We start from the raw sequence: 24,646 nt of genomic DNA, 5'->3' as shown, positions 1-24,646 counted from the left end.
TTGTTAAAAAAGAATCTTGTATGTCAATTAAAGTCGAACACCAACTTTTCATAATAATCATTTGTCCTTGTTTTTCTAAAATTAGCTCATAATATTTTTAACTACTGAAAAAACCATTACTAGAGTTATTTGAATCATAAATTGCTCAAAATTATTAACAGTTAAAACCATTAATATATCATTCAAAAAATGAAAATTTAATCATTAATAAATGTTCATTTAATGTACTTTTTCTTTATTGACCGTTTTATATTTCAACACTCTGCAAGGAACAACTATTGTTGCTCCTTATAGAGTGTTGAAGAGAAACAATCTTGGATCTCCCTTTCTCAGACTTACTGCATTTCCTAAAGGAGTCGTGTGTTCTTTCGTTCCTATCAACTTATTCCTATAAAGATGTTTACATTAAAGCTACTTCCTTCTATTATCTATACTCTTATTTTCCAATTAACCAATAAATAACTCATTTCTTACAATCATGTCTTCTTTTCAAAAATTTTCTTCTGCTTAAGAATATTTTCTTTACCGCAGGGCATCATAATTCTTGAAGGGAAAGCAACACACTTTCTAATTCAAAAATTTGAAATGAGGTGTGTGTTAAAGGTAATTTATTTGCGTTCAAACCTGTGCAAGGTAACTGTTAAAGTGAAATTTCTCCTAAGATAACGCATCGTTGTAAAAACAGCAGTGAAAACATCAAAGGAGATGGTTAGCTTGAACATTATCACTTAAAACAAAGGTTTTAGTATACCAATTTGTAAATGAGGTGTCTCGAGCAGAGCATATAAATTTATTTTAAGGTGTACCAATTTATTGAACTTTTAAGCAAATGAGGTGTCTGTTAAAGACAATTTATAATTACTCCATAATCTTTCCCCTTCATCAAGAAGCAACATAGGTTGCTTCTTGTTTTATGTTGTTGAAAAGAAGTTGTAAATTTAAATAATTCCTTCCCGCACTCCCTTTTAATCTTTTTTGATCCAAATTAACAATTATTAATTTTCTTAATTTCCACTTAAATCTCATTACTAAGTCTTTTTGTTTTCTTGCTTTCCTGATTTTTAATATTCTCTCTTTGCTTTCACTGTTTTTAAAAGTTTTTTATTGTTTTGCATACTTTCTTTAATACGGGGCATCATAATTCTTGAAGGGAAAGCAACACACTTTCCAGTTCAAAATTTGAAATGAGGTGTGTGTTAAAGGTAATTTAATTTGCGTTCAAACCGATGCAAGGGTAGTTGTTGAAGTGAAATTTCTCCATAGATAAAACATCGTTGTATAAAACAGCAGTGAAAACATCAAAGGAGATGGTTAGCTTGAACATTATCACTTATAAACAAAGGTTTTAGTATACCAATTTGTAAATGAGGTGTCTCGACCAGAGCATATAAATTTCTTATAAGGTGTACCAATTTATTGAACATTACAGCAAATGAGGTGTCTGTTAAAGACAATTTATAATTACTTCAAAATCTTTCTCCTTCATCAAGAAGCAACATAGGTTGCTTCTTGTTTATTTTTTCCTGACCCTATTTCCCCTTTAACCTACGCCTATGTTAAAATAAGGAAAAAAGTGAAAGGAAGTATAAAAAATGGCACATGACGCTAATTGTATTTTCTGTAAAATTGTTGAAGGTAGCATTCCGGCTTCAAAAGTGTACGAGGATGATGATATTTTAGCTTTTTTAGATCTAAGTCAAGTAACAAAAGGACACACATTAGTCATTCCAAAGAATCATGTAGAAAACATATTCGAAATGAGTGAAGAGACAGCTAGTACATACTTCCGAAAAGTACCTCACATTGCTAATGCAATGAAAGAAACTTTTAATGTCCAAGGTGTAAATATTTTAAATAATAGTGGTGAAGTTTCAGGTCAAACTGTATTTCATTATCATATGCATATTTTACCACGATACGGAAATAATGATGGCTTTGATGTAAAATGGCTTTCAAACCAAAATCAATACACAAATGAAACGCTACAAGAGATTGCAAAATCTATCGAAAATAACATTATTAAAAAATAATAAAATCATCCCATTTAAATACGAAAACAGGAGAGTGAATATCTCCTGTTTTTGTTTTTTTTATGTGAATTTCATCTAATTTCTGCATTTTATACTATATTTTTATAGATTTATATTATATATTTACTATATTACCAATAATATTTTATCGACAATCACTCTATAGTTTCGTTAAAATTATTATATAAGCATAACTTTTATAACCCACAACACTTAATTATAATATAAAAATGTAGAATTTTATCAACTACTTTGTGAAAATTTTTAAAAATTCTAACTAAAAGTTCTTTATTTCTTCACATATTATTGGCATAATAATAAATAGATAGTTAAATAGAAAAGAAGGTGAATTGATGAAAACTGAACAAAAATTATACACAATGAAAGAAGCTTTGATTTTTAGTCAAAGAATTGCCCAAATTTCTAAAGCATTATGGAAGTCAGTTGAAAAGGACTGGCAACAATGGATTAAGCCCTATGATTTAAATATCAATGAACATCATATTTTAATGATCGCCTTCCACTTAAAGGGTGCGTCTATTTCTGAAATTGCTAAATTTGGTGTAATGCACGTATCAACTGCTTTTAACTTCTCTAAAAAGCTAGAAGAACGTGGTTTATTAGTGTTTTCTAAAAAAGTAGAAGATAAACGTAATACGTATATTGAATTAACAGAAAAAGGTAAAGATATGCTATTAGAGATCTTAGGTGAATTTGATCCAGAGACAAATTCAGTTTTTCAAGGTACTTTACCATTAAAAGAATTTTATGGTAAATTTCCAGAAAATATGGAAATTATGGCTATTTTACGTAATATTTATGGAAAAGATTTTATGGATATATTTGAAACAACGTTAGGTAACATAGATAAAGAATTCATTGAAGAAGATAATCGTTTAATTAAGAAACCTTAATATCTTCTTTAAAGTTACAATTTCAGTTTATATGTCCTTGAAATTGTACAAATAAATAGAAGCGGGGCAAGATTAATTAAATCCTTCCGCTTTTTATTTCGGCTACTTTTGTTCAAAATTTCACATAAATACCTCATTGAAACCCTCAGACTCATTTCCTATTCATTTATTTCTATATTTCAATTAACAAAGCATATGTATATCATTAACTATTTTGATCTGGAATAAAAACTCAACCGGAGGTACAATACCTCCGGTCGAATATTTGTCTTATTTACAAATTAGATGCAAGCTGCTCCTACGATAATTAATAAGATGAACAATACAACGATTAACGCAAATCCTCCACCATGGAATCCTACGCCCATCATTCACACCTCCTTTTGCTACATATCTTATCTTATGCGTGTAGTAAAAAATGGTCTGGGCAAATGTATAAATAACCTTCATTTTTGAAGATTCATACTACTTATAAAAATGAACACCCAATAATGATTAACAAAATAAACAGGATCACGATTAATACAAATTCATTCGATGCTTTCCCCTCCATTTTTCCACCCTCCTAACAGTAATCCATAATAATATATAGACGAATGCCTTAAATGATTGGGCGAATGTCACGATTGACAAGTTTTTAATTTGCAGGATAAGCATCACTTTTAGGCAAAGTCAAGAGTTAAAATATAAAAAAATAGAAATCTGAATTCATTTATTACACTACACTCATAGTGCCTACATTTCATTTAAAACTAGTTCAAGTTTCCTTAAAATTAATTAATTTTTAATTAAAAAGCATACCAAATTATTCTTTTTTTGGATAAACTTTGTCACATTGAAGAAAAATATGTTATATTAAGTGAAGTAATTTCCAGTAAAAGGTATGTCTAAATACAGGAAAAATTAAGATTTAAGCTCCATACTTTAATAAGTAAAATTTTTCTTTTTAAGAAATCATTTTAAATTTTTATTAGGAGATGTTTAAATGAAAAAGTTAATCGTATCTGCAGTTTTAGCTACCTCAGTATTCGGACTAGCAGCATGTGGATCTGCTGGTATTAGTAACGATGTTGTTGCTACATCTAATGCGGGAGATATCACATCTAAAGATTTATATAACAAGATGAAGGATACAGCAGGATTAGCAATGCTTAAGCAAATGGCTATTGAAGATTATTTAAAGAAAAACTACAAAGTTAGTGATAAAGATGTCGACGCTAAATTCAATGAGTATAAAACACAAAATGGTGACCAATTTAAGGCTTTCTTAGCTCAGTACGGATTTAAAGATGAAGCAGCATTTAAAGATCGTGTTAAAATCGATTTATTAACTGAAAAAGCTGCTGAAGCTTCAGTAACAAAATCTGACCTTGCAAAATATAAACCAGAAATTAGAGCTAGTCATATCTTAGTAAAAGACGAAGCTACAGCTAAAAAAGTTGAAGATGAATTAGCTAAAGGTGCAGATTTTGCAGCAGAAGCAAAAAAATATTCTACTGACACTGGTTCAAAAGATAAAGGTGGAGATTTAGGCTATTTCGGAGAAGGTGCTATGGTACCTGAATTCGAAGCAGCTGCTTATAAATTAAAAGTTGGAGAAATTAGCCAACCAGTTAAATCACAATTTGGATACCATGTTATTAAATTAACTGGTAAAAAGACAGCTAACGAAAAAGATGCTCGCAAAAAAATTGCTGAGTCTAAGCTAAGCCAAGAAAACTTCCAAGCATTCTCTGATGAACTTCTTAAAAAAGCTAAATTTAAAGTAAAAGATAAAGACTTAGAAAGCCAAGTGAAAAAATCATAAAAAAAACCTGCCTAATTGGCAGGTTTTTTCACGCTGTTGAAAAACAATCTTGTCATTTAATGATCAAATTTTCGTAATAGGAGTAGAGTGATGTTGATTTCCATTACAGGATGCTCGCTTTCCATGGNNAGATTCTTTAGCCTCCTCGGCTAGCCTGCGGGGTCTTTAGCCTTCCCGCTTATCCCATAGGAGTCGAGCATCCCTCCATTCCAATCAACTAATTCCTCAAAAAAAAGTTACGTTAAAAACCTATTTTAATATCCTTTACTTTGTGTAACATAACAGAATATTAATCAGTTAGTAAGTCAATTGAGATTGAACAACAACATATAAACTATTCATTTAAAACTATATCTATAATTTGCTCTAAATATTTTGGATTCCCGAAAAAACAATTACTATAGTTTGATGGTATATTAAAATTGTTGAAACAATTTAACATTTGAAATGGTTAATTGTTAATAAGTATAAAAAAATGAATTTTAACATCAATAATGTTCCACTTAATTTTATTTTATCTATAGACCGTTTTAAATTTCAACGCTCTGAAAAAAACCTGCCTATTGGCAGGTTTTTTAATTGGATGAAATCTCAGAGTTAATAAGTAATTGCTCTCTTCGTTCTCTTTCTTCTTTAATTCTTTGTAAGTAAATTTCTCCCTCTTTTTCAATGAAAGCTTCATCTGCGTCTCTTTCTTGTTTCGAGGTGTAAAGCACCATAAATCCACTTACAAAAATTCCTAAAATCACGATATACATCCAAAATGGTAATATTGGCATTGATTTTCCTCCTTAGTAGACAAGCATTTGCTTCATTATATGGCTAATAAAGAGGAAGTATGATTAATTTAAAATTTTGGTTTGTAAAAACTACGATTTTCTAATGGGAAAATTCGCTCTGTATATTCTCCTGGTTCAACTCTTTCAAGTGCGCGGTCTAACATATTCATTTTTGCATCAATATTATCAATATAATGTAAAATTTCCGCTTCTTTTATTAAAGGTAGTTTTGGACTACCGTACTCATACTTACCATGATGACTTAAAATAAGATGTTGTAGAACAGTAACCTCTTCTCCCTCAATCCCTAGTTCGATTGAGGCATTTCCAATTTCAATTGCCATAAGCGAGATATGGCCTAACAAATTACCTTCGACAGTATACTTTGTTGAAACTGGACCAGATAATTCTCTTACTTTTCCTAGATCATGTAGTATGATTCCAGCATATAGTAAATCCTTATTAATCGAAGGGTATAAATTCGCAATTGATTCACCTAATTTCAGCATACAAAAAACATGGTATGCTAAACCAGAAACAAATTCATGGTGATTCTTAGTTGCCGCTGGAAAATCAAGAAAATCCTCTTGATTTTTTAATACTAGATACTCAGTAATCTTTTTAAGTTTTTCATTGCTCATATTATTAATATATGAAGTAATTTTCTCATATAATTCTTCTTTAGAAACTGGTGCTCTTGCAAAAAAATCTTCCGGATTAACTTCGTCTGTATCTTTAGTTGGACGAATTTGGCGTAATTTAAGTTGAAGTTTTCCTCTATAATCGTGTAGCTCCCCTTCAACTTTTACAACAGTTCCTTCTACATACGCTTCTTCTTGCTCTGTAGTAATATCCCAAAGCTTCGCCTCAATATCTCCACTTTGATCTTGTAAAGTTAAAGATAAGAATGTTTTTTGATTACTTGCTACACCTTTAGTAACAGCTTTGACAAATAAAAATGTTACAAAACGTTCGCCAACTTCATGATCATATACTTTTTTATCCATAAGTACCTCCATTTTGTATATGCTTCCTTAAGCTCTACTTAAGTAAATAGCTTAAAATATTTTGGAAAATCAATTTCACAAAATAAAAAAAGGAAAATCAAATTATGTATTAGTCGTTTCACTTATCCTATTATACGTTAAAATAGATACTTAGCCCAACAATGTTCATACAAAAAATTAAGACATAATCTAACAATTCTTAAAATCTGTTATAACCTCCAAATGTCAAAATTTTAAATTTGCACTGAATTTTTTTATAATTCAAATTATAACTTTGCATAGCTTTTCAATCTATGCCAAAATAGTAATATCGCAACTACTATAGGGAGGTCTATGACATGGCAACATATCGAATTACTGCTTTTGAAAAAAGTGGCGAATCAATAGTCGATGAACAATTTGAAGCTAATTCTGACTTAGAAGCAAAAAAGATTGGAACAGAAAAACTTACTACACTAGATGCACTTGATAAAACACACCGTTGCATTAGCCAAACTGGTAAACTTCTTTTATTTCATCCATAATTAAACAAGCTGCGAAAATTTATCGCAGCTTGTTTGTTTTTGATCTAAATTAGTGTTTAAAGGTACCAATCAAAGTTTCAACCTTTTCCAACTCCTGCTGGTTGGCGTGGAACTATCCTTTTAATAAAATAGCTGTCGAGAATTTCTCGACAGCCATAGGATTACCTTTAAGTGCATCCTATTTACATTCTATGAAGCAGGTTCAACTTTTGTAGCTTTATAGCCAGAGCCATCCCATATGAGATATACTCGATACTTTTGCGAGCCTTTTGTCTTTGCTGATACAGTCCCGACTGATCCACCTGGGTTACTTTTGTCACTTCCTAAAAACCATACAGTCATATTGCCTGAATCTATTCCGGCAGCAGAAGAGATTGTCTGTAGCATTGCCTGCCAGTCTTGAGAATTTCTATCATAGCTTGTAACATGCTTTGTACCAGTTTGTTCAGGTGTTTCTGGAGTCGTGCCATCTGAATCGTCATCATCAATTGTTTGAACCGTTGTTGATGTCTCTTTTACACCATTATCATCATTCTTATCGCTGTTTTTAGCCGATGCATAGTCACTTTTTTTAGATCCTGCCTTAATATCTTTCGGCGAATAAATGGAATACGAAACAAATGCTATTAATATTAGTACGATTCCAATTGATCCAAATAAAATGAGTTTTGTTTTTTTTCTTTTCGCTCTTGACGTTGTACGTGAATTGCTTTGAATCTTTTTCAATCTAACCACTCTCCCAAAACTGAGAATGTCAACATTCTACCATGAGTGGAGAAAAACTTATAGTCTTGTATTTTAAAATTAACCATTTCGTAAAACAACTGTTAAGTTTTTTTCATTGTCAGACACAATTAAACTAACAAAGACTAGTGCATAATAGAATATAGACAATCTAATTTTTAATGATTTATTCTTTTATATATTAAAAACATTGGATTACAGAAAGAAAATAGTAGTGTGATAAATATTATATCTACTTTTTCAGGTTATTTAATTGTACTTTTGTTAAATTTATTTGTACATCTTTTCTTTTCTTCTAATCAAAAAAATCGACCTAATCCAGTCGATTTCACGATCCCTATTTACCAGTAAAAACCGGCAGTCTCTTTTGTAAAAAGGCCTGTACACCTTCCTGATGATCGGCTGTTCTTCTCATTGCACTTTGTCCTTCTTTTTCAAATAAAAGTACATTTTTTAAGGACTCTAAGTTACCATTACTGTAGATTTGTTTTGTTTGGATCATCGCACTTACTGGTTTTTGAAGAATAGACTTCACGCGCTCATTAATTTTTTGTTCAAAGTCCCCACTGATTACTTCATCAATTAAACCGATTTCTAGCGCTTGCGTTGCATTTAGTTTTTTACCTTCCCATATCAATTGTTTAGCTTTTGTTTCACCTAGTCTTTTTTCTAAGAAGTAATGTGCACCACCGTCAGGAATCAAACCAATTCCGATAAAATTCATTGCCAATACACCTGATTCGTGAGCAAGAACGTAATCACTAGCAAGAGCAAAACTTAGTCCTATACCAGCAGCTGGTCCATGAATCGCACTAATAACGATTTTAGGTAAAGTATATAATTTAACTGCTACATCTGTAATTAAATCCATTACTGGACCGAAAGCAGACTCATCTGTATTACTTAGCATTGATTTTAAATCTCCACCTGAAGAGAAACCTTTGCCATTTCCACATAGAACGACTACATCAACGTCTGAGCTAGCAATTTCATCCAGTACATCTCGAAATTGTCTGAATGTATCTTCATTCATTGCATTCAATACTTCAGGTCGATTAAATACAACAGTGGCAACTCGTCCCTCTTTTCTTAATAAAACATGTTCTGCCGTGTTCGAAATAGACATAAAAAATCCCCCTTGTTTTCATGGTTAATTTAAACATTAAACATCGCAAGGGGAATTTCCTTTATTTTTCATTAATTTGATTGATTACTTTTCGAAAATAACTCATCTAAAATCTTAATTTTTGCATTTGTATAATGCTCATAACCTTCATTATATGATTTAGGATCTTTCGCATTAGCAAAACGAGTTATTTGACGAGTTTCTGGATTTACAAACTTACTAGATGCACCACAGCCTAGACCAATAATTGTTTGTTCTTCTTCCATAATTAATATATTATACAAGCTTTCTTGACCATCAACAGAGTAACCAATGTTCTCAAGATTACCTAATATATTTTTTTGACGATATAAATAGTATGGATGATAGTTATGATTTTTTGTCCATACCGTTGCTTCATTCATCATTTGCTGCACTTCATCTCGATCTGCAACTTTATATTTTTGTTTGTTTTGCGTCATTTCTGAGGCTCTTTTAAATGAAAGTGTATGAACAGTCAATGATTCAGGCATCAACTTTTCAGTTTCATCTAATGTATATTGAAATTCTTTTAAACCTTCTCCAGGTAAACCAATAATCAAATCCATATTTATATTATTCATACCCATTTCACGGGCTAAATGGTACTTTGTTATTGTTTCATCTACAGTGTGATGTCTACCAATTGCTTTTAAAGTTTCTTGAATATAGGATTGTGGATTTATACTAATTCGATCAATATTCCATTTATTTAAAACATCTAATTTTTCAGGAGTAATTGTATCAGGTCTACCAGCCTCTACCGTAATTTCACGAACTTGTTTCATATTTGGAAATGATTCGTGCATCTTAGCATACAGTAAGTCCATTTCTTCTGCTGTAATACTAGTAGGTGTCCCTCCGCCATAATAAATCGTAGTAATGTTAATTCCACGTTCCTTTAGAAATTCGCCGATTTTTTCCATTTCGTAATGTAATCCATATAAGAATGAATCGACTGCACCTTGTTTCCCTTGAATTGCATAAGCTGGGAATGTACAATAAGCACACTTAGTAGGGCAATAAGGGATACCAATATAAAGACTAACTTCATTTTGCAAGTTATATAAATCTGGTATTACTTTTAATTGACGGTCGACGATTGATTGCATTAATTCAATTTTTTCGTCATGGATTAAATAGTCGTTTCGTAGCTCTTCATGCGCCATTTCCTTTGACATACCAGATTTAAGTTTTGAATGAAGGAGTTTAGTTGGTCGTATACCAGTTAAGATTCCCCACTTTTGCTGAATTCCAGTATGCTCTTGTAGTAATGATAAAAAGACAAAGTTAACTGCTTTCTTTTTAAATTTAAATGATTCTCGATCATCTTTACCATCTACATAGCTTGTATTTGCTTCGAAATTCGTACCTAACTTACCTAAAACTTGTTTATTAATTTCATCTAGCAAAAAACTTACTTCTATATCTGCATCTATTTTTTCTAACGATACATCACAGTCTTCAAAAAATAGTTGAGCTAAAAGCTCTAACGGTCTTTGAAAACGAATATCCTCTAAGCCTTTAATATATATTTTCATTTTATTATCACCTTTTTAAGTTATCACTTAAGTATAAAATTAAAGAGTAACAAGGTCAATTATTTAAAATTCAATGAAAAAGCCTGGTTTTCGAAGAGGAGTCTCTTGAAAGCCAGGCTATTATTTATTTTTCGATTTTTAAATGTGTTTTTAAGAATGGCAGTGGGAATTGTTTCCTGAAATGCTCCTTGATCATATATGGAACACCATTTTGATCATTTGACCTTGTAATCCAGTCTGCAACTTTTTTAATCTCTACAGGAGCATTTGACATAGCAACTCCTAAACCTGCATGCTCGATTAATGGTAAATCACTATAGTTATCTCCGATTACAACCATTTCGTGATAAGAAATTCCTAAATGTTCACCTAATCGTTTTAGTCCTGAATATTTTGAAATTCCTTTTCGGACGATTTCAATTTTGCGATCTTCATCACATAAGCAATCAAGATGTGGATACTTTGCATTCAGTTCTTTTTTCACTTTATTTTTCTCTACTTCATCTGAGAAATAACATTCAATTTTTAACGGTGATATTGAATTTTCCAGAATGCTATCTGAAAGTGATTCAACAAATTGGATTGGATAAAAGACAGGATCAGCATTTGATAAAACTGCTTTTGCCACTAAATTAGATTGTAATTTTTTTCGATTTCCAATTGAAAAATGTTCATGTGACAACCGAATATTACAATCATATTTTTCTAGTTTTTTAACGATGTCATAAGCTTCTTCCTCTTCAATTCTCTTTTCAAATAATGGTTCATCAAGCTTTGAAGAGATAAAGGCACCTGAGTGAGAGACCAAAAGGTTATTAACCTTAAGAGCTTTTGCGATTTTTTTTGTAGCTTGGAAATTCCTACTTGTATATAAGGTTACATAAATCCCTTTGTCTTGAACATATTCAACAGCTTCTTTCGATTCTTTTGAGAGTTTTCCATTGGATTGCAATAAAGTACCATCTATATTAATTGCAAGTAACTTATAAATCACTTAATCTCCCCCATTTCGCGAAGAAATACCTTACTAGAATATATGACATGCTTCATTTAATTAGAACAATGTAGGTTTCTTATTATATCCATTCGTATACTAAAAAAGACTCCATTCAATGAAGTCTCTCCTATGTATAACAAGGATTTTAAGTAAGGCAGGAAAAAGAAAAAGAATTAAAAGATCCTCTTCTTATCCTGCCTTTTAAATATTAAAGTTCTAGTAAAGATTTATAAAATTCTTCTAATGGACTCATGACAATTTTATTTACATCTTGGATGACTAAATTTAGTCTTTGTTCCACTTGCATTAAGTTTGCAATTAAAGGGTTTTGAGACACTCTTGCAACAATTTCTTGTCCTTTAGCATTTTCTTCAGGTGTAACCGCTTCACCTTGATACATTTTTTGTTGCATCGCCTTTTGGAAATTTTGAAATTCCATAAATAATGGTTTTGCATTTGGATCAGCTAATACTTGTGAGTATAGTGATTGTAAGTTTTTAAATTCTGGTTGTTCCTTAAAAGCGTTTTGTAGTGAGTATGCAATATCATAAATATTTACAGACATGTTACTACCTCCTATAAACTTTTGTATCTCCACTATAGCAAACATTCTATTATATGTCAGTCTTTCTAAAACAAATCAAACTTTCTTTCCTAAAAATTTCCTAAAGACATTCACCAACTAGGCGAATATCACATAGTATACAACGACAATTATTTTGGAAAGGAGGAGAATCATTGCAATCTTTTCCTAAAAATCAAGAACCCCAATCTTTTGTTGTAGTAACTGATTCGATCAATGAGGAGTCATTAAATCCGCTCGGTTCAATAACGACACTTTGTGAGGAACTATCAGAGTTATGCGGAGACTCTGATATTGATTTCTATGTAACTACATTTAAAAAACTACTAACGAATGAATTAAAAGGATATAAGCGATCAGAAAATGGCTGGACTTTAATGAATGTACCTGCCCCTTCAATCATTCATAATCGAATTCATTCGAGAAGACTTGAACGAACGAAAGAGTTTAAATTACTCAATTCTTCGCTAACAAGTCTACAAATACCTTTTTTTAATGCTCGCTTCTTAAATAAGCTTGAAGTTTTTAAAGCTCTGATTGATTCAGCCTATATAAAGCCATACGTTCCGTACACTGAGGAATGCTGCTCAGTCGAACAATTAGAGAATTTTATTCAAAAATATGAAACGGTTTTTATAAAACCAATTCATGGTAGCCAAGGGAGAAACATTTTTAAGGTTACAAAAGATAAAGATTTGTATCGTTTAAAACACAGCCAAAATTCTGAAGTAGAAGTTGAATATAAATCAATTTCTCAACTTTTTAATCCAATTAAACAGCAACTAAGTAAGCGGACTTTTATCATCCAAGAAGGCTTACCTTTAATCAGTAAGGATGATCGACTTGTTGATTTTAGATTTTTATGTCATAAAAATAAATTTAATAAATGGGAAGTAACTTCAACTGTAGCAAGGATTGGTCACCCTACGCAGTTTGTAAGCAATTTGGCCCGCGGGGGAGACCTTCAAAAAATCGATGAATTTTTAAGTCAATATTTACCAAAAAAAGAGCGAATTCACTTTAAAAAGTTATTGATTGAATTAGCCATCGAATGCTGTATATGTATAGACTCCTCCTTTGATGGATTATTCGCAGAGTTTGGTGTGGATCTCGCTATAGACAATCAATTTAACCCTTGGGTTATCGAAATAAACTCAAAGCCATCTAAGGATTTACAAGTTTCAGACCAAATTCAAAAAATTAGACCTTCAACAAAAGCTATTTTTTCTCTTGTTCAATCATATTTATAAGTACAAGGAGTGAAAAGAATGAGAATAGGTTATTTATCTCTTAAAGAAAGACAAGAAGGTGAATACGTTCAGCATATGGCGAAAGAAGCAAGTAAACTTGGTTACGAATTCGTTCAATTTACCCCTTTTAATATTCAACCAGCTTCAGAAGAAATTATGGGCTGGAAGTATATAGCAGAAACAGAACTATGGGAGAAAACAACATTTGAAATACCAAATTATATTTATGATCGTTGCTTCTATTCCCCAAGCATTAAAAGTAAGCAAGCAAAGCCTATTGTTGACTGGCTAAAAAAACGTAAAGACATTACTTTTTTAGGATATGGACTGCCAGGAAAATGGGAAACTTATCAAGCACTAGCAACTGATGAAAGTTTAAATCCATATATCCCTAAAACAAAGAAATTATTACACTTAGCTGTATTTTTTGAAGAACTTAGAAAAACGCGCAAGCTCGTCATTAAACCAATCCATGGTTCTAGAGGAATCAATATTTATTTTATTACGTTAAGTGCCTATTCAATTAGTGTTTCAACACAAAAACAAAAGGAAGTAATTGAAACTGTTTACGAAACACGGGATGAATTTTTTGAGTGGCTACAACCGATTGTTGAATCAAAAGGATATGTTTATCAAAATTATCTAGACCTCCAAACAAAATCACGTGAAGCATTTGATTTAAGGATCCTTTTACAAAAAAATGAAAAAGGTGAGTGGCAAGCAGTTGGAAAAGGTGTTCGCATCGGTCAGCCTAATTCAATTGTTGCAAATTTAAGTGCAGGTAGTAATGCAGTTCCATTTGAAGAATGGATTACTCAATTTAATCAAAGAACTGCTTTAATATTACAGCAAGATATCGAGACAATTTGTAATCAATTACCAGTCACCCTTGAAAAGAATTTTCTTCCTTTATTTGAAATAGGTTTAGATTTAGGAATCGATTCAAATCAAGCCATCTGGATTTTAGATGTTAATTCAAAGCCTGGTAGAAAAGTTTTACTTCAAACCGACCCTTCTATCCAACAAAAGCTTTACTCAGCACCCATTCAGTATTGTTTACATTTACAATCGAAATCTAAAAGTGAAAGAAGTGAAATTAAATAATGAATGAAGTTTATAAAATCGTTACTCATCGACAGAGTAAAAATCTAGTATGTATACCTGAAGAGCTTACTACTTCTAGAAATATTGAATATATTGCTTTTGGTCAAAAAAAATACCCTTGTCAACTAGTTACGATGAATACACTTCACAATATTATTTCGATATCAGAGCATTTAGTCGAAATGCTCTGTATACCTTTTGAAGGTTCTATTGAGCCAATTATTATCGGAAATACTTTACAGCTTGGACCACTAGTCGGAATTTTCACCGCCGGCTTTACTGAGTCACTACTTCGCCCTATCGGTGATCGTAGCTTTATGTTTGCAAACTTAATTGCTGAAAATAATCACAAAAATAGCTTTATATTTGTATTTGGTACTCACGGAATCGATTGGGAATCTGAAACCATTCAAGGTTATTTCTTTACGAATAAAAGATGGACCAAAGAAGTTGTCCCTTTTCCTACGGTTATTTATAATAGGTTACCTAATCGAAAGGTTGAAGTTCATAAATCAATTAAACGCGTACGTCAAAAACTAGAAAAAGAATACAAAATCCCATGGTTTAATCCTGGATTCTTCAATAAATGGGACTTATATTTAAAGTTAAAAAATGAAGAATCAGTTGCACATTATCTTCCGAAAACAGTAAAATTTCATAATTTTGACACGATTGAAGAATTATTATCGCAATACCAATTTGTATATGTTAAACCTGAAAATGGGAGCCTCGGTTCAAAAGTCATTTTAATTCGTTACCACCGAGAAGAAGGCATTTATTATTGTAGATATCGTGATTTTGAAACAAATAAACTTCAAAAATTCTCATCACTCCAATCTTTAATTAATCATGTTTTTCGTAGCACCAAATTATACGACTTCATTGTACAACAAGGTATTTCACTAATTCGATACGAGCATCAGCCTGTCGATTTTCGAGTTCATACAAACAAGGATGCTTTAGGAAAGTGGCATGTAACGGTTATTGCCGCAAAAGTAGCAGGAAAAGGTAGCACTACTACCCACTTAAATAACGGTGGTCGAGTAAAAACTCTTGAAGAATTATTTGATCAGGAAAAAGCGAAAAGAATACATGATAAATTATCTACAGCAGCATTAAAAATTAGTGAATCTTTAGATCGTCAAGTAGATGGACATATCGGAGAAATTGGATTTGATTTAGGTGTTGATAAGGATGAAAAAATTTGGCTTTTCGAAGCAAATTCTAAACCTGGAAGATCAATCTTTTCAAATCCTAATTTCCAAGAAAATGACAAACAGATTAAAAAACTATTTTTGGAATATGCTACTCATCTTTCCAAAAAGGGTAATGAACTCGAGGTTTCAATGAAATGATCTCTGTTTTTTATCATCTTGATAAAAACACTTGGTCTCATGACCATAGTGAATCAAGATATTCCATAGGTCATAATCAGCTTCCTATATTACCATCCCAAGACGATCGTTCAAACTCCATACAATTTCAGGTGAAAAAAACTGGAACACACTTAGGCCCAATTATCGGTATTTTAACAAACGAAGATCGGCTACCTTTTAGTGGAAATATTAAGACCTTTAAAAGAATTTGTAAGAAGGTGTTAGCTGAGGGGGGTATACCTATCATATTAACTCCTACCGCCCTCTCTGGTAATTCGGTTAAATGTTATACGTTTTGTTTTAAAACAAAAAAATGGCTTAAGCTATTTTCCCCTTTACCAGACGTAATTTATAATCGCATTCCATCTGTACAGTACGAATCTAACGACGATTATAAAAATTTCCGAGATAAAATCTCAGAACTAAACATTCCTTTTTTTAACGAATCATATCTCTCAAAAATACAAACAACGTCAATATTATCTTCAAACGACTTTTTAAAAAGTTATATTCCAAAAACAATCGAATTAACTAGCGAAAAAGATTTATATTTCTATTTAAAAAAATGGAAATTTCTATATATAAAGAAGCATAATTCTTCTAGGGGATTTGGCGTGTTTAAACTCTCCTTGAAAAGTGACAAAGAAGTCATAATCCGTAATGCATTTCACGTAGAATTGGTGAAATCAATTAGTGATTGTTGGAAATTTCTTAGTTCATTAAGCGAGGATTTTATTTGTCAACAAGGAATCGTGAGCGAATTACCAGATGGCAGAAAGTTTGATCTACGAATTCTTGCACATAAAAATGAAACTAATTATATTCTTTCCGGTATCGGTGTAAGAGTAGGAACATTTAATGCTATTACAACCCATGTACCAAGAGGTGGTAGCATTATTACTATTGAAGAACTACCGATTGAATTAAATTTTTCATTATTACAAGAAATAGTCAGACAAACAGGAATTGCATTAAATATGGACGATGCACACTTTTATGAATTCTCTATGGATATCGGAATTCAAAACAATCATTACTATATTTTTGAAATTAACTCTAAACCAATGGTCTTTGACGAGATTGCGATAAAAGAACAAGGTCTTGAAAACTTAATTCGACTATTTTATGAACTTTCGAATTTTAAACAGTAGTTACTAGAGCTACTGTTCTTTTTTATTTTTACCAATGGTGATAAACTAATATGAAATAATGCGCGGAAGGTAAAGTATATGATTGATAAAATTAAGACATTATTTGGGAGTGAGTCTGTTTCAGTCACGCCTGATGAGAGTACATATTTGGATTATTCTTGGTTTTCTACTGAGAATCAAGAAATTTTCGGGATTAAAAAAATTTCAATATCAGAAGAACAAAATAACTTATTGGAATGTCTTTTTACAAAATTAGAATCTGATGCAATTCTGATGCCATCTGTACAAAGCGAATGGTTTCAATATTTATTTTTTAGTAAAGGACATAATCCTTTCACTTTCGAAACCGAGGTTTCTCTCCCTACTTCAATTCGTTTTATTCATTTTTATAGCAATCAGTTATTCTCTAGTAAAACTGAGTTTGAAGAAGCAATCAATGCATTCTTTCATAAAGAAGTAATAGTGGTTTGGAATTCTGCTAAGGAAGGCGTCATTATTGAAAAAATAATCGATCAACCATTTAACAAAGAATTTTTAGAGCATATGCAAGAAATCATTGCAGCTGACTTGTATCATGATGTTACCTTTTTTGTAGGAAAACGCTATTCACCATTAGCAAATCTAAGCCTTTATTTTGATATTGAACAGCAATGTTTTAAAAAAGCATTATCCGTAAAAAGGCAAAAAAATATACTATGGTTTTCAAAAGAAATGCTTTATTACCTCCTTTCCTTTTTACCAGATGATTTACAAAAGGAATTGCCTAATTTATTTTTGAATGATATGAAAATTGATGATCCAATTCTTTCAACGGTAAAAATCTTTCTTCAACAAAATTTAAATGTTACTGCTACTTCAAAAAAAGCTTTTTTACATCGAAATACTGTTCAATATCGTCTTGATAAGTTTTCGGAACAAACCGGAATAGATTTAAAGCATTTTGAGGATGGACTAGTTATATTTTTAGCAATTCATCTACTTGAAATCGTGAATGAAAATTAATTAAAGCCTACTTTGTGCACCTTGTACAATGTAGGCTATTTTTTTTGTGAACCTTTGCCATTGTTTATAAACGCTTAAATGTTTACAATTTAATCAATGAAACCGATTACAAATAGTTGGAGGTAATACTAATGGCAGAATTAAAATTAGATCACATTTATAAAATTTATGATAATAATGTAACAGCTGTAAAGGATTTTAATCTTCACATTGAAGACAAAGAATTTATCGTATTCGTTGGTCCTTCTGGATGTGGTAAATCAACAACACTTCGAATGATCGCTGGTTTAGAAGATATTTCAAAAGGTGACTTCTTTATTGACGGCAAGCGTGTAAATGATGTTCAACCAAAAGATCGTGACATCGCAATGGTATTCCAAAACTACGCACTTTACCCACATATGACTGTATATGATAACATGGCTTTCGGATTAAAATTACGTAAGTTTGACAAAGCGGAAATTGATCGTCGTGTAAAAGATGCTGCACGTATTTTAGGTCTTGAGGAATATTTAAGTCGTAAACCAAAAGCTTTATCTGGTGGACAACGTCAACGTGTAGCTCTTGGTCGTGCTATTGTACGTGATGCAAAAGTATTCTTAATGGATGAGCCATTATCAAACTTAGATGCTAAATTACGTGTTGCAATGCGTTCTGAGATTTCAAAATTACATCAACGTCTTCAAACGACAACTATTTATGTAACACACGATCAAACAGAAGCAATGACAATGGCTACACGTTTAGTAGTAATGAAAGATGGTATTATTCAACAAGTAGGTACACCAAAGGAAGTTTATGATCGCCCTGAAAACGTATTCGTTGGTGGATTTATAGGTTCACCTGCAATGAACTTTGTATCTGGTAAGGTGGAAGATGGTCACTTTAACTTCGGCAGCAAAAAAGTTGCTATACCTGAAGGAAAAATGAAAACATTACGCGATAATGGATATGTTGGAAAAGAAGTTATTTTAGGTGTACGTCCTGAAGACTTACATGACGAACCAGTATTTATCGAGGCATCTCAAGGTACAGTTCTTGATTTAAAAATTGAAGTAGCTGAGCTTTTAGGAGCAGAATCAATGCTTTACACTAACTTTGAAGGAAATACATTAGTAGCAAGATTAGATGCACGTTCAACTTTTACACATGGTCAAATAATTAAATTAGCAGTAGATATGAACAAAGTTCATTTCTTTGATAAAGAAACTGAATCTCGTATTCGATAATTCAATCATGAATTAAACATTAAATAACGCGGTACCATTTTTATTGGTACTGCGTTATTTTAATTTCTCAATAATTTTAAGAAACCCTTCATTACAATCTGGACAATTAAACATATGAGTACAATACTGATTTGAATTATGCTCAGTTAATCCATCAGCTTTTGCTGAAATGTCATAATCTAAATATGGACTATATTTATCTTCATAATCTACAGCTCTGCCTTTATCTTCACAATGATTTTCACAAATAGGACATTTTAGTTTATAATGCTCAATTCCATTGCACAGTGGACAAATACCATCCATAAAAAGCTCACTCCAATTTCATTTACTTCATTAAGAAAGGATGGAGATTAATCTCCATCCCTTATTAGCCATAGTTATTATTTTGTATAACCACCTAAGCTTTGTTCAGCCATTTGAACTAAACGTTTAGTAATCTCACCACCTACAGAACCGTTTGCACGAGCTGTAGTATCAGGACCTAAGTTTACTCCAAACTCAGAAGCGATTTCATACTTCATTGCATCTAATGCTGATTGAGCACCAGCTACTACTAAGTTGTTGCTGCTATTGTTGTTTGCCATGTTGTCTCACCTCCTTAAGTAGTGTAATGATAGTATGACTCTAATCGATTAACATATGTATGTTTAGCTAATGTAAATTTTGGAAAAAACATTTTAATTTGTTTTTCCGCATTTTTTACATAAAAAAAGCACTAGATCAACATCTAGTACTAGTTTTCTACACTACTTTGTAAAATATTTTACTTAAAATTACTGTATTAATTGTAAAAATTGTTTTGTTCTTGCATGTTTAGGATGCTCTAAAACATCTCTAGGATGACCTTGTTCAACAATATAACCACCGTCCATAAAAATGACTTCATCCGCTACATCTCGAGCAAATTTCATTTCATGTGTAACGACAATCATTGTCATTCCCTCTTCTGCTAACTCCTTCATTACCTTTAGAACTTCTTGTACAAGCTCTGGATCTAACGCTGAAGTTGGTTCATCAAATAATATGACTGTTGGTTCTAAGGCTAACGCTCTAGCAATCCCCACACGTTGTTGCTGACCACCTGAAAGTTGATGTGGTAATAAATTTATTTTCTCTTCTAATCCAACTTTAGTAAGTAAGTCAATTGCTTTCTTTTTTGCAACATCTTTTTTTATTTTTTGAACAGTTACTAAGCCTTCCATTACATTTTCTAACGCTGTTAAGTGAGGAAATAAATGATGTTGTTGAAACACCATACCTGTTTTACTTCTTAAAGAAATAATATCTTTTTTACTAACTTTATTGGAGAAATCTAATGTCTGTTCATCAATTGTTATTTTACCATCTGTCGGATGCTCTAAAACATTAATACATCTTAAAAATGTAGTTTTTCCAGAACCAGAAGGGCCGATAATAGCAGTAACAGTACCTTTTTCTACATTTAAGCTAACATCTTTTAATACTTCTAATTCACCAAAACTTTTTTTAATATTTTCTAGTTTTATCATGTGTTCTTCCTCCATTACTTAGCAACATAGCGTTCAACTCGAGCTTCTAATCGACCTTGAATGACTGAAAGGAAGAAGCAAATTATCCAATAGATGAATGCAGCTTCTATATAAACAACTAAAAATTTATAGTTCGTAGCAGCTATTTCCTGGGCTGTTCTAAACATTTCAGTTACTAAAATTAATGAAGCCAAAGAAGTGTCTTTTACTAAACTAATAAAAGTATTTGATAATGGCGGTAATGAAACTCTCGCCGCTTGAGGAATAATAATTCGTTTTAATGTTTGATTATATGTCATACCGATCGAATAAGCAGCTTCCCATTGCCCCTTATCAATCGACTGGATTGATCCTCTAATAATTTCAGATGCGTAAGCACCAACACTTAATGAAAAACCAATAATAGCAGAAATATAAGGTGAAATCGTTACATGTATTGAAGGTAAACCATAAAAAATAATAAATAATTGTACTAAAAGAGGTGTCCCTCTAATGATTGAAACATAAAATTTGGCTACACCATTTAAGAATTTATTACCTGACAGACGGAAAAGTGCGGTAATAAATGCTAATACAAGACCTACTACAAATGTAATAATTGTTAATGGAATAGTACCTATTAAAGCAGTTTTAACCATTGGAAGGAAAGAATCCTTCGCAATGGTTAAATTGTCAACCCACTCTGGGGTTAGTAAATTATTTAAGTCCATCTTTACCGAACCATTTTTGTACTATTTCATCATACTTCCCGTCTTTTTTCATATCTGCAATTGCTTTGTTCACTGCTTTTACTAATGAATCATCATCTTTACGGAACATAAATCCACTGTTAGAAGCATCATTTTCTAAAGCTGCAATTTTAACTTTATTGTCGCCAGTTTCATTTAAATAGTTTTGAATTGATAATTTATCGTTAATTGTAACATCAGCACGGCCAGTTTCAATTAATTGAATTGCTTGGCTAAAACCTTCTACCCCAACTAATTTAGCTCCATATTTCTTAGCTAAATCACCATAATTACTTGTTAAAGATTGAGCAGCATCTAAGCCCTTAATTCCATCAAATGAGTTAACTTTTGAATCAGATTTTACTACTAATGCACCTGATGAAGTAATATATGGATCAGAGAAATAATATTTTTTCTCGCGATCTGGTCTAATACCAACCTCATTTGCAATGATATCAAAACGTTTTGCATCTAAACCTGCAAACATTGCATCCCATTGAGTTTCAAAATATTTTGGTTTAACTCCTAAACGTTTTGCAACTTCATTTGATAAATCAACATCAAAACCTGTTAATTTACCAGATTTATCATGGAACGTGAAAGGTGCATATGTACCTTCAGTACCAATTTTTAACTCTCCGCTATCCTTCACTTGAGTTAATAAATCTTTTCCTTTTGTTGTTTCTTCTTTTTTATTTGTATTGCAACCTGCCATAACACCTGCTGCTAAAAATAACGAACCTAATGTTAAACCAATTTTCTTAATATTCATTCTTTAATCTCCCTTAACCTTATCGGAATTGTTTGTTTTGAATTGTGTGTCTTAAATATATTGCATGTATTAAAAAATTACAACAAAAAAATCTCATATTTTTATTATTTTTCTTTTTGTCTTTTTAATTCTATTTTTTATGATTGAAAAAGAAAGACTGAAAAACCAAGCGTCTTAGGATATAACAATTTACAAATAACCTAAATTTTCCAAAATAAATAAATAAATAAATAAAAAACGATGTTCCGTGTGGCTGGATTCTTAAGCCTCCTCATCACGTTCGTTCCTGTGGGATCCCAGCCTTCCCTCTAATCCCACAGGAGTTGAGCATCCCTTCGTTCCATTCAACTTATTCAAATATAAAAATTATCCTAAATTCATCAGAATCAATCATTACTTAACGAATTGACTTTAATTAATTTAATTACTAGTGATATTCAATCAACTAGTTTTGTTGGCCTTTTGGAAATTGATTCAAATAAACTTTTCAATTAAATAACTATAAAAAACAAAAGGACCTATATTTTATTGTTTTTTTTTTGCTGTTTTACTTCCTCATGACCCCCTCATGAGGAACCATTTTGCTTCTTTTCGCCTTTTTACTTCCTCATGAACCTCTCATGAGGAACCATTTTGCTTCTTTTCGCGGTTTTACTTCCTCATGAACCTCTCATGAGGAACCATTTTGCTTCTTTTCGCCTTTTTACTTCCTCATGAACCTCTTATGAGGAACCATTTTGTTTCTTTTCGCCTTTTTACTTCGTCATGAACCCCTCATGAGGAACCATTTTGCTTCTTTTCGCCTTTTTACTTCCTCATGAACCCCTCATGAGGAACCATTTTGCTTCTTTTCGTCTTCTTACTTCCTCATGAACCCCTCATGAGGAACCATTTTGCTTCTTTTCGCTGTTTTACTTCCTCATGAACCTCTCCTGAGGAACCTAACACCATCTTTTTGCTGATATTTTTACTACTAAAGAATAATAATTACCAAGATTTTTTTCATAGATGAATACGTTGTATCAGGTTAAATAAATTTGGATACCCCCATTTAGGTCCAAACTGCCTGATCAAGTTCAATTAAGTCCCAAACATAAAAAACCCGGCTCCTAAGAACCGAGTTTACTTTGCAAATTTTGATGGTTTATTTTTACAATTACGCTTTGTATTCTTCTATTTTGAACTTCTTTAATGATGAAGGTTAAATTTTTATATTGAAGTAATTCTCCATTTTTTGGTATATGTTTAAAACTTTCGAATAACCATCCACCTAATGTTAAATATCTACTACTAGGTTTTTTTATATTAAATCGATTAAAAAAACTCGATAAGTCAATTGCGGCTTGGAATTGGTACTCATTCTCATTTATTTGGAAAAAATCGTCCTCTTGCTCGTCAAATTCATCTCTAATTTCGCCAACGAGTTCTTCTATTATGTCTTCAAGCGTGACGATACCGGAAGTTCCTCCAAATTCATCCATAACTATAGCTAAATGTGCATTTTGTTTTTGAAGAATTTTTAGCACTGTAGAAATTTTCATTGTTTCCATAACAAAAATCGGCTCTCTAATCAGTTCATGAATATTAACTGTTTGTTTTTGGATTAGTTGGGTTAAAAATTCCCTTTCAGAAATTACACCAATTATATGATCAATATCCTGTTCATAAACTGGGATTCTAGAATACCGTTCTTGTAAAAATAAATTACATATATAGTCCACAGATTCATTTAGATCAATCGCAACCACATTTGTTCGGGGTGTCAAAATGTCATTTACTTTTTTTTCTTTAAAAGTGATTGTTCTTAAAAATAATTCATCTTCGTACAAGTTAAATTGTTCTTCGTCAACAACATCAAATAAATAATTATGAGTTAAAAGATGTTTTTCTTTTGAATCTACATTTTTTCCCTTTGATTCCCTAAAAAAAAGTCGGTTAATAAAGTTTAAAAAAATTTTTATACTATTACCCGAGGGAGCATCTGACAAGCACTTCACACCCCTATAACAAATTTTTAAATTATTAACTATCGACAATCCTTTACAAATATTTAATTTATATGTATTCAAAAAAGGGAAAATTATGCAAAAAAAAGCCTCTTACTTAGAAAAGTAGAGGGGGGAAAATGAGGTATTGTACGAAACGATTAAAAAATAAGCTGATTGAAATAGTTAAAAATATAACTAGTAGAAGAATGTAGTACTTCTGCTCAAATCAACCTTACAACCTTATTTTATAATAAAAGAAATTGAATTGGAGCCGTTAGTTGTTAACTTTTTGTGAATTATTGTACAAAGTAAAACACTATAGCGTTAGCGTACATTATCTTAAGAAACAAAAAAAGAAGGTATAAAGAACTATAAAATGTACCCTATGTAAAGGACAATAAAAAAAGGTTATGCCACACAAAGAAGATGATTTCTGTATTCTATAGGGCTCATCTTCTTTAAATT

At 31.5% G+C, this 24,646-nt stretch carries 25 protein-coding genes; 10 read left to right on the top strand and 15 right to left on the bottom strand.

From position 1 onward, the window contains the following. Nucleotides 1–1,592 precede the first annotated feature (1,592 nt). Together CN946_RS10830 and CN946_RS10825 are read left to right on the top strand one after the other, a co-directional pair. Nucleotides 1,593–2,030, top strand: coding sequence for an HIT family protein (locus CN946_RS10830; protein WP_098861123.1), 438 nt, complete (start codon nucleotides 1,593–1,595; stop codon nucleotides 2,028–2,030). Between the two features lie 353 nt (nucleotides 2,031–2,383). Beyond that, complete coding sequence (locus CN946_RS10825) at nucleotides 2,384–2,944, top strand: HTH-type transcriptional regulator Hpr (RefSeq protein ID WP_097973757.1); 561 nt, start codon at nucleotides 2,384–2,386, stop codon at nucleotides 2,942–2,944. Between the two features lie 281 nt (nucleotides 2,945–3,225). Here the strand turns inward: CN946_RS10825 and CN946_RS10820 are convergent, their stop codons facing one another. Next, complete coding sequence (locus CN946_RS10820; RefSeq protein ID WP_097973758.1) at nucleotides 3,226–3,315, bottom strand: YjcZ family sporulation protein; 90 nt, start codon at nucleotides 3,313–3,315, stop codon at nucleotides 3,226–3,228. Between the two features lie 98 nt (nucleotides 3,316–3,413). Further along, on the bottom strand, nucleotides 3,414–3,497 hold the full coding sequence (locus CN946_RS10815; protein WP_082459494.1) for a YjcZ family sporulation protein: 84 nt from the start codon (nucleotides 3,495–3,497) through the stop codon (nucleotides 3,414–3,416). Between the two features lie 432 nt (nucleotides 3,498–3,929). Here CN946_RS10815 and CN946_RS10810 point away from each other — a divergent pair, with 432 nt between their 5' ends. Further along, the gene (locus tag CN946_RS10810) at nucleotides 3,930–4,751 is read left to right on the top strand and encodes a peptidylprolyl isomerase (protein WP_098861122.1); all 822 of its coding nucleotides are present in this window, start codon (nucleotides 3,930–3,932) and stop codon (nucleotides 4,749–4,751) included. Between the two features lie 575 nt (nucleotides 4,752–5,326). On the opposite strand, the gene CN946_RS10805 is transcribed toward CN946_RS10810, so the two are convergent. Together CN946_RS10805 and yhaM are read right to left on the bottom strand one after the other, a co-directional pair. After that, the gene (locus CN946_RS10805; RefSeq protein ID WP_056472082.1) at nucleotides 5,327–5,530 is read right to left on the bottom strand and encodes a sporulation YhaL family protein; all 204 of its coding nucleotides are present in this window, start codon (nucleotides 5,528–5,530) and stop codon (nucleotides 5,327–5,329) included. Between the two features lie 68 nt (nucleotides 5,531–5,598). Beyond that, on the bottom strand, nucleotides 5,599–6,537 hold the full coding sequence (gene yhaM / locus CN946_RS10800; RefSeq protein WP_098861121.1) for a 3'-5' exoribonuclease YhaM: 939 nt from the start codon (nucleotides 6,535–6,537) through the stop codon (nucleotides 5,599–5,601). A gap of 338 nt (nucleotides 6,538–6,875) precedes the next feature. On the opposite strand from yhaM, the gene CN946_RS10795 reads away from it, so the two are divergent. Beyond that, nucleotides 6,876–7,061: a YhzD family protein gene (locus tag CN946_RS10795; protein ID WP_098427778.1), complete on the top strand. Its 186-nt coding sequence runs from the start codon at nucleotides 6,876–6,878 to the stop codon at nucleotides 7,059–7,061. Nucleotides 7,062–7,250: 189 nt separating this feature from the next. On the opposite strand, the gene CN946_RS10790 is transcribed toward CN946_RS10795, so the two are convergent. The 5 genes from CN946_RS10790 to CN946_RS10770 form a co-directional block, all read right to left on the bottom strand. Further along, on the bottom strand, nucleotides 7,251–7,787 hold the full coding sequence (locus tag CN946_RS10790) for a YrrS family protein (protein ID WP_176547293.1): 537 nt from the start codon (nucleotides 7,785–7,787) through the stop codon (nucleotides 7,251–7,253). A gap of 355 nt (nucleotides 7,788–8,142) precedes the next feature. Beyond that, nucleotides 8,143–8,931, bottom strand: a complete 789-nt coding sequence (locus CN946_RS10785; protein WP_098861119.1) for an enoyl-CoA hydratase — start codon at nucleotides 8,929–8,931, stop codon at nucleotides 8,143–8,145. A gap of 71 nt (nucleotides 8,932–9,002) precedes the next feature. Continuing rightward, nucleotides 9,003–10,490, bottom strand: coding sequence for a coproporphyrinogen III oxidase (locus CN946_RS10780; RefSeq protein ID WP_098861118.1), 1,488 nt, complete (start codon nucleotides 10,488–10,490; stop codon nucleotides 9,003–9,005). A 124-nt stretch (nucleotides 10,491–10,614) separates the two neighbouring features. Then, nucleotides 10,615–11,484 (bottom strand): Cof-type HAD-IIB family hydrolase, encoded by an 870-nt coding sequence (locus CN946_RS10775; protein ID WP_098234676.1) that lies wholly within the window; start codon nucleotides 11,482–11,484, stop codon nucleotides 10,615–10,617. A gap of 211 nt (nucleotides 11,485–11,695) precedes the next feature. After that, nucleotides 11,696–12,052 carry a YlbF/YmcA family competence regulator gene (locus CN946_RS10770; RefSeq protein ID WP_056472063.1) on the bottom strand — a complete coding sequence of 119 codons (357 nt, stop codon included), beginning with the start codon at nucleotides 12,050–12,052 and terminating at the stop codon, nucleotides 11,696–11,698. A gap of 173 nt (nucleotides 12,053–12,225) precedes the next feature. Here CN946_RS10770 and CN946_RS10765 point away from each other — a divergent pair, with 173 nt between their 5' ends. The 6 genes from CN946_RS10765 (at nucleotide 12,226) to CN946_RS10740 (ending at nucleotide 19,182) form a co-directional block, all read left to right on the top strand. Further along, nucleotides 12,226–13,320, top strand: coding sequence for a YheC/YheD family endospore coat-associated protein (locus CN946_RS10765; protein WP_098861117.1), 1,095 nt, complete (start codon nucleotides 12,226–12,228; stop codon nucleotides 13,318–13,320). A gap of 18 nt (nucleotides 13,321–13,338) precedes the next feature. Then, nucleotides 13,339–14,424 (top strand): YheC/YheD family endospore coat-associated protein, encoded by a 1,086-nt coding sequence (locus CN946_RS10760; protein ID WP_098861116.1) that lies wholly within the window; start codon nucleotides 13,339–13,341, stop codon nucleotides 14,422–14,424. After that, complete coding sequence (locus tag CN946_RS10755; protein ID WP_286133903.1) at nucleotides 14,424–15,779, top strand: YheC/YheD family endospore coat-associated protein; 1,356 nt, start codon at nucleotides 14,424–14,426, stop codon at nucleotides 15,777–15,779. The genes CN946_RS10760 and CN946_RS10755 overlap by 1 nt, the downstream gene beginning before the upstream one ends. Then, nucleotides 15,776–16,951 carry a YheC/YheD family endospore coat-associated protein gene (locus CN946_RS10750; protein ID WP_098861115.1) on the top strand — a complete coding sequence of 392 codons (1,176 nt, stop codon included), beginning with the start codon at nucleotides 15,776–15,778 and terminating at the stop codon, nucleotides 16,949–16,951. Before CN946_RS10755 ends, CN946_RS10750 begins: the two co-directional genes overlap by 4 nt. A 78-nt stretch (nucleotides 16,952–17,029) precedes the next feature. Next, the gene (locus tag CN946_RS10745; RefSeq protein ID WP_098861114.1) at nucleotides 17,030–17,953 is read left to right on the top strand and encodes a PucR family transcriptional regulator; all 924 of its coding nucleotides are present in this window, start codon (nucleotides 17,030–17,032) and stop codon (nucleotides 17,951–17,953) included. Between the two features lie 131 nt (nucleotides 17,954–18,084). Then, complete coding sequence (locus tag CN946_RS10740) at nucleotides 18,085–19,182, top strand: ABC transporter ATP-binding protein (protein WP_098861113.1); 1,098 nt, start codon at nucleotides 18,085–18,087, stop codon at nucleotides 19,180–19,182. 54 nt (nucleotides 19,183–19,236) lie between these two features. Here the strand turns inward: CN946_RS10740 and CN946_RS10735 are convergent, their stop codons facing one another. The 6 genes from CN946_RS10735 to CN946_RS10710 all read right to left on the bottom strand — a co-directional run bounded on the left by CN946_RS10735 (nucleotide 19,237) and on the right by CN946_RS10710 (nucleotide 24,181). Beyond that, entirely contained in the window at nucleotides 19,237–19,488 is a 252-nt protein-coding gene (locus CN946_RS10735; protein WP_098427787.1) for a hypothetical protein, read from the bottom strand. A 77-nt stretch (nucleotides 19,489–19,565) separates the two neighbouring features. Next, complete coding sequence (locus CN946_RS10730) at nucleotides 19,566–19,769, bottom strand: alpha/beta-type small acid-soluble spore protein (protein ID WP_097973784.1); 204 nt, start codon at nucleotides 19,767–19,769, stop codon at nucleotides 19,566–19,568. A 189-nt stretch (nucleotides 19,770–19,958) separates the two neighbouring features. Continuing rightward, complete coding sequence (locus CN946_RS10725) at nucleotides 19,959–20,693, bottom strand: amino acid ABC transporter ATP-binding protein (RefSeq protein ID WP_098861112.1); 735 nt, start codon at nucleotides 20,691–20,693, stop codon at nucleotides 19,959–19,961. Between the two features lie 14 nt (nucleotides 20,694–20,707). Further along, nucleotides 20,708–21,403 (bottom strand): amino acid ABC transporter permease, encoded by a 696-nt coding sequence (locus CN946_RS10720; RefSeq protein WP_098861111.1) that lies wholly within the window; start codon nucleotides 21,401–21,403, stop codon nucleotides 20,708–20,710. Further along, a complete protein-coding gene (locus CN946_RS10715; RefSeq protein ID WP_483295386.1) occupies nucleotides 21,390–22,187 on the bottom strand; it encodes an amino acid ABC transporter substrate-binding protein in 798 nt (265 codons plus the stop codon). The genes CN946_RS10720 and CN946_RS10715 overlap by 14 nt, the downstream gene beginning before the upstream one ends. A 1,115-nt stretch (nucleotides 22,188–23,302) precedes the next feature. Beyond that, complete coding sequence (locus CN946_RS10710) at nucleotides 23,303–24,181, bottom strand: hemolysin family protein (protein ID WP_176547292.1); 879 nt, start codon at nucleotides 24,179–24,181, stop codon at nucleotides 23,303–23,305. Nucleotides 24,182–24,646 lie beyond the last annotated feature (465 nt).

The sequence above is a fragment of the Bacillus sp. AFS053548 genome, from assembly GCF_002575105.1.
Classification (GTDB): domain Bacteria; phylum Bacillota; class Bacilli; order Bacillales; family Bacillaceae_G; genus Gottfriedia.
This window is presented reverse-complemented; position numbering and strand designations above follow the sequence as displayed.

Excerpts from the sequence above, each read along its gene's own strand:
- CN946_RS10830 (WP_098861123.1), top strand. The coding sequence starts at position 1,593 with ATGGCACATGACGCTAATTGTATTTTCTGTAAAATTGTTGAAGGTAGC.
- CN946_RS10825 (WP_097973757.1), top strand. The coding sequence starts at position 2,384 with ATGAAAACTGAACAAAAATTATACACAATGAAAGAAGCTTTGATTTTT.
- CN946_RS10820 (WP_097973758.1), bottom strand. The coding sequence starts at position 3,315 with ATGATGGGCGTAGGATTCCATGGTGGAGGATTTGCGTTAATCGTTGTA.
- CN946_RS10815 (WP_082459494.1), bottom strand. The coding sequence starts at position 3,497 with ATGGAGGGGAAAGCATCGAATGAATTTGTATTAATCGTGATCCTGTTT.
- CN946_RS10810 (WP_098861122.1), top strand. The coding sequence starts at position 3,930 with ATGAAAAAGTTAATCGTATCTGCAGTTTTAGCTACCTCAGTATTCGGA.
- CN946_RS10805 (WP_056472082.1), bottom strand. The coding sequence starts at position 5,530 with ATGCCAATATTACCATTTTGGATGTATATCGTGATTTTAGGAATTTTT.
- yhaM (WP_098861121.1), bottom strand. The coding sequence starts at position 6,537 with ATGGATAAAAAAGTATATGATCATGAAGTTGGCGAACGTTTTGTAACA.
- CN946_RS10795 (WP_098427778.1), top strand. The coding sequence starts at position 6,876 with ATGGCAACATATCGAATTACTGCTTTTGAAAAAAGTGGCGAATCAATA.
- CN946_RS10785 (WP_098861119.1), bottom strand. The coding sequence starts at position 8,931 with ATGTCTATTTCGAACACGGCAGAACATGTTTTATTAAGAAAAGAGGGA.
- CN946_RS10780 (WP_098861118.1), bottom strand. The coding sequence starts at position 10,490 with ATGAAAATATATATTAAAGGCTTAGAGGATATTCGTTTTCAAAGACCG.
- CN946_RS10770 (WP_056472063.1), bottom strand. The coding sequence starts at position 12,052 with ATGTCTGTAAATATTTATGATATTGCATACTCACTACAAAACGCTTTT.
- CN946_RS10760 (WP_098861116.1), top strand. The coding sequence starts at position 13,339 with ATGAGAATAGGTTATTTATCTCTTAAAGAAAGACAAGAAGGTGAATAC.
- CN946_RS10755 (WP_286133903.1), top strand. The coding sequence starts at position 14,424 with ATGAATGAAGTTTATAAAATCGTTACTCATCGACAGAGTAAAAATCTA.
- CN946_RS10750 (WP_098861115.1), top strand. The coding sequence starts at position 15,776 with ATGATCTCTGTTTTTTATCATCTTGATAAAAACACTTGGTCTCATGAC.
- CN946_RS10745 (WP_098861114.1), top strand. The coding sequence starts at position 17,030 with ATGATTGATAAAATTAAGACATTATTTGGGAGTGAGTCTGTTTCAGTC.
- CN946_RS10740 (WP_098861113.1), top strand. The coding sequence starts at position 18,085 with ATGGCAGAATTAAAATTAGATCACATTTATAAAATTTATGATAATAAT.
- CN946_RS10735 (WP_098427787.1), bottom strand. The coding sequence starts at position 19,488 with ATGGATGGTATTTGTCCACTGTGCAATGGAATTGAGCATTATAAACTA.
- CN946_RS10730 (WP_097973784.1), bottom strand. The coding sequence starts at position 19,769 with ATGGCAAACAACAATAGCAGCAACAACTTAGTAGTAGCTGGTGCTCAA.
- CN946_RS10725 (WP_098861112.1), bottom strand. The coding sequence starts at position 20,693 with ATGATAAAACTAGAAAATATTAAAAAAAGTTTTGGTGAATTAGAAGTA.
- CN946_RS10720 (WP_098861111.1), bottom strand. The coding sequence starts at position 21,403 with ATGGACTTAAATAATTTACTAACCCCAGAGTGGGTTGACAATTTAACC.